This window comes from Pseudarthrobacter sp. NBSH8 (genome assembly GCF_014217545.1).
GTDB lineage: Bacteria > Actinomycetota > Actinomycetes > Actinomycetales > Micrococcaceae > Arthrobacter.
Map to the genome: position 1 here is coordinate 2,117,409 of NZ_CP043178.1, position 12,299 is coordinate 2,129,707.

Consider the following 12,299-nt stretch of genomic DNA (forward strand, 5'->3'; position numbering starts at 1 on the left):
CGCCCTGATTTACTGGCACCCCGACTTCTTCCCCCTAGCCCCAGGAGCTTTCGCCCGCATGACCACTGAACGTTCCACCACGCCCGCACCGCACGAGCAAAAGGTGGTCCTCTACCGCAACGGCTCGGTTTACACGGCTGCGGACCCCTTTGCCACCGCCATGCTGGTTGATGGCGACACCGTTGCCTGGGTTGGCTCAGAGCAGGCGGCCTCCTCCATTGCCGACAGCTCCATGGAAATCATCGACCTCCATGGAGCCCTCGTCGCGCCGGGGTTTGTCGACTCCCACGTCCACCTCACCGAAACCGGCATCGCGCTGGGTTCCCTCCAGCTGGGCGGGATCCGCTCCGCCCGGCAATTGCTCGATGCTGTGGCCGCAGCCAAGGGCGACGGCCCCCTGCTGGGTCACGGCTGGGATGAATCCACGTGGGAGGACCCTGCCCTGCCGGCGGCCGAGGAACTTGAGCTGGCGGCGGGCGGCAGGTCGGTGTTCCTGGCCAGGGTAGATGCGCATTCGGCGTTGGTTTCATCCTCGCTGGCTGCCGCCGCCGGGCTTGGCGGTCTCGACGGCTACACCACAGGTTCACAGGTGAAGCGGGCCGCCCATACGGCGGCCCGCCAGGAAGCACGGCGGCTCCCGGAAGCCAGCCTGCTGGCCTACCAGCGACGCGCCCTGACCGAAGCGGCTGAAAACGGTTACGTGGCACTGGCGGAGATGGCCGCACCGCATATCGGCGGAGTTCCCGACCTCCGCCTGGCCGCCACATGGAACACAGCCTCCGGCGAGGCCATGCCGGAGATCCTGCCGTATTGGGGCGAACTGGCCACCTCAGAGGAGCAGGCCCGGGCGCTGCTGGACGACCTGGGGGTATCCGTGCGCGGCCTGGCAGGCGACCTCAACATTGACGGTTCCATCGGCTCCAGGACAGCGGCCCTGAGGGCCGGCTACAGCGACGCGGCGGGGGAGCGGGGCAACCTGTACGTCTCGGCAGAGCAGGCCGGCGCCCACCTGGCGGCCTGTTCGCTGCTGGGCATTCAGGGCGGCTTCCACGTCATCGGCGACGCGGGACTTGATGCCGCGCTGGAGGCTCTGGAAATCGCGGCTGCCGACGTAGGGGAGCAGCGGATCCGTGCCGCCGGCCACCGTTTCGAGCATGCGGAACTGGCAGACGCCGACGCAGTTCAGCAACTGGCCCGCTACGCCGTCACCGTCAGCGCCCAGCCAGGCTTCGACGCTGCCTGGGGGAGCGACGGCGGAATGTATGCGCAGCGTCTGGGGAGCCGAAGCCGGTCCATGAACCCGTTTGCCTCGTTCTACGCTGCCGGAGTCCCGATCAGCTTCGGCAGCGACAGCCCGGTCACACCGCTCCGCCCGTGGTCCAGCGTCCGCGCCTGTCTGGAACACCACAACCACGCTGAACGGATCTCGGCCCGGGCAGCATTCCTCGGCCACACCCGCGCGGGGTGGCGGGCAGCCAAGTACCACAATCCCATGGCCGGGCAACTGGTTCCCGGCGCACCAGCAAGTTTCGCCGTCTGGGAAGTTGAGGAGCTCATGGTCCAGGTGGCGGACGGACGGGTCCAGTCCTGGAGCACAGATCCGCGGGCCCGAACGCCTCTCCTCCCGGCACTGGATACCGGCGCGGACCCGGTGTGCCTGCAGACGGTGAGGGACGGCATCGAGCTCTATTCCAGTACCGCACTGCGGTCCTGACCGCAGACACCGGCCAGCGCCCCAACAAAGCGCCCTATACTAGGTAGTTGCGCCTGACCGCCAGCTAATGCCCTGCAGTTCAGCCGCTCCGACCGCTCCCGTCCAGGAAGGCCCTTTGTGCGCGTCCTCACCATCATTCCTACTTACAACGAGCTGGAATCGCTGCCCAAGACCCTGCAACGCCTGCGTGCAGCCGTGCCGGCTTCCGACGTTCTGGTGGTGGATGACAACAGCCCGGACGGCACCGGGCAGCTTGCTGACGGCCTTGCCGCCGAGGATACACAAGTCCACGTCCTGCACCGCAAAGGCAAGGCCGGGCTGGGAGCCGCTTACATCGCCGGGTTCAAGTGGGGGCTCGAGGCAGGCTATGACGTGCTGGTGGAAATGGATGCGGACGGCTCACACCAGCCCGAACAGCTTCCCCAGCTGCTGGAAGCCGTTGAACAGGGCGCAGACCTTGCCATGGGATCCCGCTGGGTTCCAGGTGGCAGCGTGGTCAACTGGCCGCTGTACCGGCAGGCGATTTCACGCGTTGGCAGCACCTACGCCCGGCTGATGCTGGGCCTGAAGATCAAGGACGTCACCGGCGGCTACCGCGCGTTCCGGCGGACCACACTGGAAAAATTGAACCTTGACCTGGTCGATTCGGTGGGCTACGGCTTCCAGGTTGACTTGGCGTGGCGTGTAGCCAAGCTGGGCCTCCGAATCGAGGAACGCCCCATTACGTTCGTTGAGCGCGAACTCGGAGCGTCAAAGATGAGCGGCAACATTGTTGTTGAGGCCATGGTCAACGTCACCCGGTGGGGCCTGCAGGCGCGCTGGAACAAGCTCACAGGCAAGAAAGATCCGGCACAGGGCTGACCTGCAACAGCAGCTGGGACAAAAGATAAGGGCCGGCCCGGTAACGTGATCACGTTGCCGGGCCGGCCCTTTCTCAATCATTCAGCTCGCGTCAGTCCATGACGCTGTGACATCTGCCGGGGGTTGTGACCGCCGCTTGGGGTCAGGCCGTGCGCCGTTCGCCACGGCGTTCGCGCAGGATGGTCAGCCGGTCCTCGAGGATCTGCTCCAGTTCCGGAAGGGAACGGCGCTCCAGGAGCATGTCCCAGTGGGTTCGGACAGCCTTTTCGTTGCTGGTGTCCGGGCGTTCGCCGTCAACGAGGAGCGCGTCCTTGCCGGTCTTGGAAACCCACACAGGAGGAATTTCAGCCTCTGAAGAGAACGTCACGAAGACCTGCTCGCCGTCCTCGCACCGGTATTCGACACGCTGGCGCGGAGCCGGCTCAACGCCGGACTCGGTCTCCATGCTCTGCGCGCCAAGGCGCATACCCCGCAGGCTGCGATCGCTCATGTTTTCTCCCTCTGGTCGGTTCGCGGAGCAGGACTCCACGCAAGCCGGACCGGCATAACCGCCCCGGACTACTGTGTGCACTGTGCTGCATCATATGATTCAACGCATTGCGAAGCATTCTTGTTCCAGCGGATCTGGTCCGACCGGACAAATACTCAATTATACCGGCGTGGGGCCAAGCCGCAAAACGGGAGGGGAGCCGCGGCGAATCGCGGATCCCCTCCCGGCCCGTCTGAGGCAGATCCCGGTCAGGACCCAGGCTGTTTGGCAGGTTCCTCGTCGAACAGCCCGCTGCCGTCGGCGCCCGGATCAGGATTGGTGCCGCCCAGTGCCTGGCCGATGCCCTTGAGTGCCTCACCAATTTCGCTGGGAATGATCCAGAGCTTGTTCGATGAGCCTTCTGCGATCTTCGGAAGCGTCTGGAGGTACTGGTAGGCCAACAGCTTCTGGTCAGGGTTGCCCTTGTGGATGGCATCGAAGACCTTCTGGATGGCCTGTGCCTCACCGTCTGCACGAAGGATGGCCGCCTTGGCGTCGCCCTCGGCCGCAAGGATAGATGCTTGCCGCTGACCTTCGGCCGTAAGGATGGCAGACTGCTTGGTGCCTTCGGCGGTGAGGATCGCAGCGCGGCGGTCTCGCTCGGCCCGCATCTGCTTCTCCATCGAGTCCTGGATGGAGTGGGGCGGGTCAATGGCCTTGAGCTCCACGCGCGAGACGCGGATGCCCCATCGGCCGGTTGCCTCGTCCAATACACCGCGCAGCTGGCCGTTGATCTGGTCGCGGGATGTGAGCGCCTCTTCCAGGTTCAAGCCGCCCACAACGTTACGCAGGGTGGTAGTGGTGAGCTGCTCCACGGCCTGGATGTAGTTGGCAATTTCATACGTGGCGGCGCGCGGGTCAGTGACCTGGAAATACACCACGGTGTCGATGGACACCACCAGGTTGTCTTCGGTGATGACCGGCTGCGGTGGAAAGGACACAACCTGCTCCCTCAGGTCCAGGAGCGGCAAGAGCCGGTCCACAAACGGGATCAGGATGGTGAGTCCCGGGTTGAGGGTCCGCTGGTATTTGCCGAGCCGTTCAACGACGCCGGCCCTCGCCTGCGGGATGATCCGCACTGAGCGGACCAATACAATAATCACGAACACGATCAGGACCACCAGCACAATGGCCAAGGCGGCTCCTCCTGCGTTATCCATACGTCTCCTATTCCCCAATTGTTAGGCTGTACTTAGGACTGTGTGGACTGCTCCGGCGGTGCGGAGACCACTGCCGTGGCGCCGTCGATGGCGGAGACCACTGCTTTCTGACCGGCAGGCAGGACGCCGCCGGAGGACCTGGCACTCCAGACATCGCCCCCGATCTTGACGAGGCCGCCGGTGGAGCTGACCGCTTCCATCACAAGGGCCTGTTCGCCAATGAGCCGGTCTATGTTGGTGCGCTGGTCTGCGGGTCCTTTTTTCAGGTGGCTTAGTGCGACCGGGCGGACGAAAGCGATCATCAGCAGTGAGACGACGCAGAACACCACGATCTGCAGCCACAGGTCAGTGCCGGCGAAATCCGAGACGAGCGCGGCAAGTGTTCCGCCGCCGAGCATGATGAAGAACAGGTCAAGGGTGATCATTTCGATCACCGCGAACGCGAGGAAGGCTGTGAGCCACAGGGCCCACCAGTTTTCGCCGAGCCATTCAAACATTCCGTCCCCCTTGACCTTCCGGTAGCTGTCTATCTATCCTAGTCCGCCGGAATGGAGGACGGCAGGTTGCGTGCGAAGCGGCTGTTGAACGTGTTCAAGTCGTTACTGTGTGGACGGTGCCAGGCCGAAGACGGTGAGCCGGAAACGTGCCTCCACCTGGGGGGACACGTCGCCGCTGCCGATTTTGGCGGCAATGGTCAGGCGGTCCAGGTGGTGCCCGGCCGGACCCATAAAGGCCAGGTCAGCAAGCTCGCTGGGCGTAAGCATCATCTGGATATCCAGGTCCCGGGTGTACTCGGCGACGAAGTGCGGCGAGAGGGATTCTGCCAGCCGTGTGTCCTTGTCGTCCTCGATGGACAGCATCCCTGCCTGGACGGCGATGGCGGCCAGGTGTCCGGCGCGCGGCGTCACCACCACCAGTCTCCCGCCGGGGCGGAGGACTCTGGCGAATTCGGCGGCATTGCGGGGAGCGAAGATCACCGTAATGGCGTCGATGGCGGCGTCGGCCACGGGAAGAGGCTGCCACACATCGCAGGCGAGGCTGATGGCCTCGGGGTTGAGGCGCGCGGCGCGCCGGAGCGCGAACTTGGAGATGTCGAGCGCGACGGCGGTGCAACTGTTCGTAGTCCGCTGCAGCGCATCCAGCACCACCCTGAGGTAGTGGCCGGTCCCCGTGCCCGAATCGAGGACTGTGAAGGCTTCGCCAGGGGTTACCCCGGACACAACGGCGGCCGCGAGGGCGTCTGCCAGGGGACGGTAGTGCCCGCCGTCGAGGAAGGCGTAGCGCGCCGCCACCATCTCGGCGGTGTCGGATTCGAAGACTGTCCCCTTGCCCACCAGCAGGTTGTAGTAGCCCTGCTTCGCCGCATCGAAGCTGTGTCCGGATCCGCAGACCAGGGCCAAGCGGGCTGCATCAGCTGCGCCGCCCAGGGGCTTCAGTGCGGCGCCGCACAACGGGCAGCGCAGCGGAGGGCGGGGGCTTGATGGCATACGGACTATCTTAGGGCGGGGCGCGCTCCCGGGTGGCTGCCGCGCCAGCTTTCAGGCCGGGTGCTCGCTTGGGGGAAAGCCGCACGTTAGGCTCACGTGGGTGAAGCCAGAACACCTTCCGCTGCTCAATTCCGTCTCCTCGCCGGCCGTCCACCCGGACGGCAGCCGTGCCGTCGTGTCGGTGACCAGGCCCGATTTCAATGCTGATTCCTACGTGGGCCAGCTGTGGAACATCCCGTTGAACCAGGAACAGCTGCCGCGGCGAATTACCAGGGGCTTTCGGGATACGGCCCCTGCCTTCTCTCCTGACGGGCTGGTCCTTGCCTTCCTCCGGACGGGCGGACCGTCGTCGAAAACGCAGCTCGTTGTGGTGGAGGCCGGCGGCGGCGAACCCCAGGTCATAACCTGCAGGCTGCTCGGAGTGGAGTCCTTCGCGTGGTCTCCAGATTCGCACCGGATAGTTTTCAGCTCCCGCGAACCCGACGCCGGGCGTTACGGCAGCGGCGCGGCCATCACCGCGGAGGCGGAGGAACCACGGTTGATCTCGTCATACCAGTACAGGCTGAACGGCGTTGGCTACACACGCGACAAGCCGCAGCAGCTGTTCATCGTGGACGTCCCGGAACTTGGCGGTGAGCCGCAGACAGCCCCGGCCGCTCCGCCCCTGCCGGCAGCCCGTCAGCTGACATCGCTCGCCACGGACACCGGCTCCGGGGTTTTCAGTGCAGACGGATCAGCCGTCTACTTTGTGGCAGCACCGCCGGAGAACGATGACGACTTGGCCACCCTGATCTACAGCGTGCCGGTCAACGGCGGCGACCCCGTACCGGTGGATCAGGGAGCCGCCGCGCCTCAAAGCGTCACGGAGGTCCGGCAGTCGCGGGACGGCAAATGGCTGTTCTATATTGCCCGGGACCTAGGGAGCTCGGGCCGGGATTTTGTGGCACGTAACGCCGTTTTGTACTGTGTCGCGGCCGACGGCGGCGTGCCGGTTGCGTTGACCGATCCTGATCTGATGGACGTGGCAGCCCCGGGTGCCCGGATTGAGCTCCGCGGGCCGGACCGGGCGCTGGTACTGAACGTTGCGCAGGGCACTGTTGAGCTCCTCGAGCTGGGGGCGACGGGCGGGCATGCCCTGCTGGTGCACGGTGACAAGGTGGTGACGGGGGCTGCCTGGGCGGGTGGTTCGCTGCTCGTAGTGTTCAGCGATCCGTCCACCCATGGGGACGTTGCAGTGCTCGACGACGCGCAGTTGCGGCTGCTGACAGACTTTTCGGCCATCCTGCGGACGCAGGCGGACATTGTGGTTCCACAGGAACTAGCCGTTGAAGCCTCTGAGGGTTATCCCGTCCATGGCTGGCTGGTCAGGCCTGCAGGCAAGGGTCCGCACCCGGTTCTGTTGAACATCCATGGCGGGCCCTTCACCCAGTTCACTGTCGCCTTGTTCGACGAAGCCCAGGTCTACGCGGCTGCCGGGTACGCCGTACTGATGTGCAACCCACGCGGCTCTGCAGGCTACGGCCGGGAACACGGGCTGGCCATCAAGGGCCGCTTTGGCACCGATGACATGGAGGATGTCCTCGCGTTCCTGGACGGCGCCCTGGCCAAATTTCCGGCGCTGGACGCCGGCCGGTTGGGCATCATGGGCGGCTCGTACGGCGGATACCTGACCGCCTGGACCATAGCTCACCACCACAGGTTCAAGGGTGCCATTGTGGAGCGCGGATTCCTGGACCCGGTCAGCTTCGAGGGCTCTGCCGACATTGGCTGGTACTTCGGCGGCGAATATCTCGGCAGCTCGGCTGTGGACGTCGCCGCCCAAAGCCCGTTCGAACACGTAGGCAACGTGCAAACTCCGACGCTGGTTATCCACAGCGAAAACGATCTGAGGTGTCCGCTGGAGCAGGGCCAGAGGTATTTCACTGCACTGAAGCGGCACGGCGTTGAAGCCCAGCTACTGGTATTCCCGGGTGAGGATCATGAACTATCCCGGTCAGGCAGGCCACAGCACCGGCGGCAGCGGTACGAGCACATCCTGCGCTGGTGGGCCAGGATCCTCCCGACCGGCGCGAATCCGGCAGCTGCACCTCCCGAGTGAACGCGTGGGCGTTTCAGGGATTCCCGGGCAGGAATCCCAGGGCCGCACGGGCCTTTCCGATGCCCGGTTCGGCCCAGTTGGCGGCGTACTCGGCGTTGGAGCTCAAGGACCTCAACTCGGCCCGGTCAACGTACAGGGTGCCATGAAGGTGATCGGTTTCGTGCTGCACAATCCGCGCCTGCCACCCCTCGAATTCCCGTTCCGACGCCAAGCCGGCGGGGCTGTCGAATCGGAGCAACACCCGTTCAGGCCTGACCACCACTGCCTGCAGGCCGCTCAGCGAGAGGCACCCCTCGAAGAACGCGGCGGTTTCCGTTCCTGCGGCCGTATAGCGCGGGTTGATGATGGTGAGGAACTCCAACGGGCTACGGTGCCGCAGTACAGCGGCCTCCGGGTCGACGTCGTACTGGTCCTCAAGGACTGCCAGCTGCAGCGGGATTCCGAGTTGCGGGGCGGCCAGCCCCACGCCAGGGGCATCGTGCATCACTTCGCGCATGAGGGCTATCAACTGGTCCAGCTCGTTCCCGCTGATCTGGCCGTCGAAGGCCGCGGCCCGCTGGCGGAGTACGGGATTCCCGGCCTGAACGATGGGCGGCAGCGATCCCGCGGACAGGATTTCCTGCACCCGTTCCCTCAGGTGCGCAGGAGTGAATGAAGTGGGCGGTGATACGGCGGTCATGCGGAAAGCCTAGCGGCGGACGCCGCACGGCGTCGGCCGCGTCGGCTAATGTCGATGCCATGGCTGAACCGATTGCGCCCCAGACCAACGCACTGGAACTTGTCCTGGAATTTATCCGGGTCCTGGAAGCCGGCGGTGATGGCGGGGCCATAGGGCTTTTCCTCGCTGCGGACTTCGTGCTGGTCGAGGCGCCGCATCTGCTCGCGGCTGAAGGCTCCACCCGGACGCGGGACCAGGCGATGGCCGGGGTCGACCAAAGCGGCGAAGTAGTGGCGGACCAGAAGTTTGAGATCCGCCGCACCACCTGCGAAGGCGGTCGCGTGGTGGTGGAGGCAGACTGGTCGGCGAGGACGCTGATGGACCTGCGGTACTGGGATGCCGGGGAGACCATTCGGGCCCGAACGTCGTCGGTCTTTGAAGTCCGGGACGGCCTGATCATCAGCCAGGACAGTTACGACTGCTACTTCGTGAACTCCTGAACCGGTTGCCTGGCGGCCTCTTCCGGCGCGGGCTCATTGCATGGTGAAACGGCGGGCCACCATCCTGTTGACTGGCGGCATCCCCGACACGGCGCTCACTGCGGCGTTCCTCAACGCCAGGAACGGCGGCGCCAGCGGTCGCCCCAGCGTCATGTTCACTTCGGTCTGCCACCGAGCCACTAAGGCAGCCTTCCGACGCCGGGTGGAATAGGCGCGCAGGCGCTGGCCCACCGGTTTCCCCGCCAGGGAAGCACAGATGATCGGCGCCAGTTCCGCCGCGTCCAGCCAGCCAAGGTTCATGCCTTGGCCGCCGATGGGGCTTAGTTCATGGGCCGCATCACCGATCAGAACCGCCCGGCCCGCGACTGACCGGCACGCCACCGTGGACCGGGGGCTGAAGCTGCTGAGCATGCTGTTGGTGGCCGGGTCCGGCCGGATCCCCGTACGCTGGTGGACCATCCGCGCCAGTTTGACCGCGTCCAGGAACGGTGCGGGCCGGGGAATCCTGACGACCCACCGGCGCAGACCGCCCGGCAGGGGAAAGGATTCCACTATCCCTTCGCCTTCGAGGTACAGGACGGCTTGGTACAAATTTGCGCCGGAATCTGCGTAGTCACCCATCACGTAGTGGTCGGGATAACTTCGGGACGTGGCCTGGATGCCCAGCAGGCCACGCATCCGGGACCGTGAGCCGTCGGCGGCGACCACAAGGCGTGAGGTGATCCGGGCGCCGGCACCGCCCGCCTTGGTGGCCTCAGCGTGGACGGTTACCAGTCCGCCGTCGTCCGCTATTTCCATCACCCTGGCACCCCTGACCAACGCGGCGCTATCCAGTTCGTGTACGCGCTGCTCCAGCAGGTATTCCGTTGTGAACTGGGGGAGGGACAGGACAAACGGGAAGCACTCCGAGACGGATGCGAAGGACATTGACCCCACGGTCTTTCCCCCGCTGACCGCAATACCGCCGCGGATTTGCACGCCGGCACCGATCATGGTGCCGGCCACGTCCACTCTGTCCAGGGCCGCGAGGGCGGGGGGATGGATGCCGATGGCCCGCGAGTGGGATTCCCGGTGAACCCGCTGATCAAGGACACGCACCGCGACGCCTTCCTGCAGCAGCAGGGCGGCGAGGTAGAGGCCCACGGGTCCGCCGCCGACGATCACCACGTCAACCATCTGGATGGCCCGGGCGGTGGATGAGGACCTGGTGGAAAGGGGAGCGGCGAGCCACCTGCCAGCCCGGGGGAGCGGCGGCGGTGAGTTCTTGCGGGGTGTAGCTGCGCCTGATTGACGTCAGGCCATCCTTACGGATGAACGATCCGCGGAACGGGAGGGCCGCCAGGGAGAAAAGTGCATAGGCCGCGATGCTCCGGCGCAGGTCGTTGTGCAGGGAAAGCCGGCGCGCCAGGGCTTGCGAATCTGTCAGGAGCTGCGCCAGGCCCGCTGGTTGGAGGTGGTGGACAACGTGGTTCGAGATCACGACGTCGAACCGGCGGCCTTCGCGGACCAGGTCGGTGCTGTCGGCCTGGCGGAACCGGACTGAGAAATGGTGGGGGCAGCGTGACGAGTAGGTGTGTGCCCTGGCGTCCGGGTCAATGCCGGTGACGTCGAGCAGCAGTTTGTCCCGGGCGGCCCAGAATGCGAGCTGCCGTGCCAGATCGCCGCCGCCGCATCCTATGTCGAGGAGGGTCGTGGCAGAGTCGTGGGAGAGCAGAGGGCGAAGTTCATTGCAGTACAGCCGCCGCCAGCCCGAGAAGAGCAGGTTTACGAGTCCGAATTGCCGGTACGTGCGCTCGAGTTTGGTGGGGTCGCAGTCCGGCAAATCCATCATTTCCACGGCGTCCACAGCCCGTTGCCGCATCAGGGACACGGGTCAGGCCAGTGACGAGGCCGCCTCGGGCTGCACCGCCCGCTTCCCGGTGGCGGCCTGGCGGAGTTTTGTGAAGAGCCCGGTTTCCACCGTGAGGCCAGGGCCGAATGCCATGGAGCAGATGCGTTCCTCACCCTCCACTGGTGGCTGCTCCAGGATGTACCGGAGGACAAACAGCACGGTGGCGCTGCTCATGTTGCCGTAGTCCCGCAGCGTATCCCGTGCCGGAACGAGTTGCTGGTCCGTGAGGTCGAGGCGCGTCTGGACCTTGTCCAGGATGCTCCGGCCGCCCGGATGGATGGCCCAATGGCGGATGTCCCGGTAGGGGAGTCCACGCAGCGAGGGATCCCGGGCCAGCAGCGGTGTAAGGGCGCCGATGATGTGGTCGTCGATGATGTGGGGTACGTAGTTGCCCAGCACCATCTCAAAGCCATGGTCACCGATGTTCCATGCCATGGATTCTTCGCCCACAGGCGTGAGGACGGTTTCGAAGTGGTCCAGTTGCATCAGTGCAGGAGCGTCCGGATTATTCCGGGCCGTAATGATGGCTGCCGCCGCCCCGTCGGCGAAAAGCGCCGAACCCATTATGGTGTCAGGATCGTTGGACGTCCGGACGTGCAGGGAGCACAGCTCGGCACAGACCACCAGGACAACGGCCTGCGGATCTGCTTCGCAGAAGGACTTGGCGGCCCGCAGCGCCGGAAAAGCTGCGTAGCAGCCCATGAATCCGAGGTGATAACGCTGGACAGCCGGGTCCAATCCCAACGCCCGGACGATCTTATAGTCAGGGCCGGGGTTGAAGAAACCTGTGCAGGAAACGGTAATGACGTGGGTTATGTCAAGTAAGGACAGATCCGGGCAGGCGTCCACGGCAGCTCGGGCGGACTCGATGAAGAGTTTAGTGACCTCCCGGGCGAAGATCTCGTTGCGCACCTTGGTGGTGGGGTTCAGGAGCAGGCCCGTGGCGGGATCAAAGAACTGCGGATCGTCCGAGCGGAAAGCCATGGTCATTTCGTCCACCGCGGTATGGCGGGTGTCGATGGCGGCTGAATCAAAACAGGTGTTCACCAGCCGCGAGCCCAACCTGGTCAGGCCCGGCTGGGCCGCGAAAACTTCACGGGCTTCGGCCTGGACCAGCACAGTGGGCGGAACAGCAGTTTCAAGTGAACGCAGGTAGACCGTCATTGGTTCATTCTTGGCGAGCACGCGGGATTAGACAATGGCCGGGCCGGCCGGGACCGGTTTTTGTGCCGCCGCACGGTGTTTCGGACACAAAAGCGGGGGCCGGCGAACATTCGCCAGGCCCCCGCAGGCCTCCGGTTTGAATACGGGGCCAATTTGTGGCTTGCCAGCCTTCTTGGCCAGCGCAACAGGTAGTTGGCCCAAGAGAAGTGAGAGTATCTCAGCCTCGTGGACGGCGGC

General features: G+C 65.1%; 12 protein-coding genes. 4 read left to right on the forward strand and 8 right to left on the reverse strand.

Going from position 1 to position 12,299, the window contains the following annotated elements; all coding sequences use genetic code 11:
* Positions 1–58: 58 nt before the first annotated feature.
* Entirely contained in the window at positions 59–1,714 is a 1,656-nt protein-coding gene (locus tag FYJ92_RS09765; protein WP_185260562.1) for an amidohydrolase, read from the forward strand.
* 117 nt (positions 1,715–1,831) lie between these two features.
* Positions 1,832–2,575, forward strand: a complete 744-nt coding sequence (locus FYJ92_RS09770; RefSeq protein WP_185260563.1) for a polyprenol monophosphomannose synthase — start codon at positions 1,832–1,834, stop codon at positions 2,573–2,575.
* A gap of 142 nt (positions 2,576–2,717) precedes the next feature.
* On the opposite strand, the gene FYJ92_RS09775 is transcribed toward FYJ92_RS09770, so the two are convergent.
* From FYJ92_RS09775 to FYJ92_RS09790, 4 genes are all read right to left on the reverse strand, one after another.
* Positions 2,718–3,065, reverse strand: coding sequence for an RNA polymerase-binding protein RbpA (locus FYJ92_RS09775; protein ID WP_185260564.1), 348 nt, complete (start codon positions 3,063–3,065; stop codon positions 2,718–2,720).
* Between the two features lie 248 nt (positions 3,066–3,313).
* Entirely contained in the window at positions 3,314–4,264 is a 951-nt protein-coding gene (locus tag FYJ92_RS09780; RefSeq protein WP_185260565.1) for an SPFH domain-containing protein, read from the reverse strand.
* A gap of 32 nt (positions 4,265–4,296) precedes the next feature.
* On the reverse strand, positions 4,297–4,761 hold the full coding sequence (locus tag FYJ92_RS09785) for an NfeD family protein (RefSeq protein WP_185260566.1): 465 nt from the start codon (positions 4,759–4,761) through the stop codon (positions 4,297–4,299).
* Between the two features lie 102 nt (positions 4,762–4,863).
* A complete protein-coding gene (locus tag FYJ92_RS09790; RefSeq protein WP_185260567.1) occupies positions 4,864–5,751 on the reverse strand; it encodes a methyltransferase domain-containing protein in 888 nt (295 codons plus the stop codon).
* Positions 5,752–5,851: 100 nt separating this feature from the next.
* Between FYJ92_RS09790 and FYJ92_RS09795 the strand changes: the two genes are divergently transcribed.
* Positions 5,852–7,849: a S9 family peptidase gene (locus FYJ92_RS09795; RefSeq protein WP_185260568.1), complete on the forward strand. Its 1,998-nt coding sequence runs from the start codon at positions 5,852–5,854 to the stop codon at positions 7,847–7,849.
* A gap of 13 nt (positions 7,850–7,862) precedes the next feature.
* On the opposite strand, the gene FYJ92_RS09800 is transcribed toward FYJ92_RS09795, so the two are convergent.
* Positions 7,863–8,528: a peptide deformylase gene (locus FYJ92_RS09800; RefSeq protein WP_185260569.1), complete on the reverse strand. Its 666-nt coding sequence runs from the start codon at positions 8,526–8,528 to the stop codon at positions 7,863–7,865.
* A gap of 59 nt (positions 8,529–8,587) precedes the next feature.
* Here FYJ92_RS09800 and FYJ92_RS09805 point away from each other — a divergent pair, with 59 nt between their 5' ends.
* Positions 8,588–9,007, forward strand: coding sequence for a nuclear transport factor 2 family protein (locus FYJ92_RS09805; protein WP_185260570.1), 420 nt, complete (start codon positions 8,588–8,590; stop codon positions 9,005–9,007).
* Between the two features lie 33 nt (positions 9,008–9,040).
* Here the strand turns inward: FYJ92_RS09805 and FYJ92_RS09810 are convergent, their stop codons facing one another.
* Genes FYJ92_RS09810 through FYJ92_RS09820 form a run of 3 tightly spaced genes read right to left on the reverse strand, consistent with a single transcriptional unit; the run spans position 9,041 to position 12,062 of the window.
* Positions 9,041–10,183: an NAD(P)/FAD-dependent oxidoreductase gene (locus FYJ92_RS09810; protein ID WP_185260571.1), complete on the reverse strand. Its 1,143-nt coding sequence runs from the start codon at positions 10,181–10,183 to the stop codon at positions 9,041–9,043.
* A complete protein-coding gene (locus FYJ92_RS09815; protein ID WP_185260572.1) occupies positions 10,176–10,868 on the reverse strand; it encodes a class I SAM-dependent methyltransferase in 693 nt (230 codons plus the stop codon). Before FYJ92_RS09815 ends, FYJ92_RS09810 begins: the two co-directional genes overlap by 8 nt.
* A gap of 12 nt (positions 10,869–10,880) precedes the next feature.
* Positions 10,881–12,062 (reverse strand): type III polyketide synthase, encoded by a 1,182-nt coding sequence (locus tag FYJ92_RS09820; protein ID WP_185260573.1) that lies wholly within the window; start codon positions 12,060–12,062, stop codon positions 10,881–10,883.
* Positions 12,063–12,299: the final 237 nt, after the last annotated feature.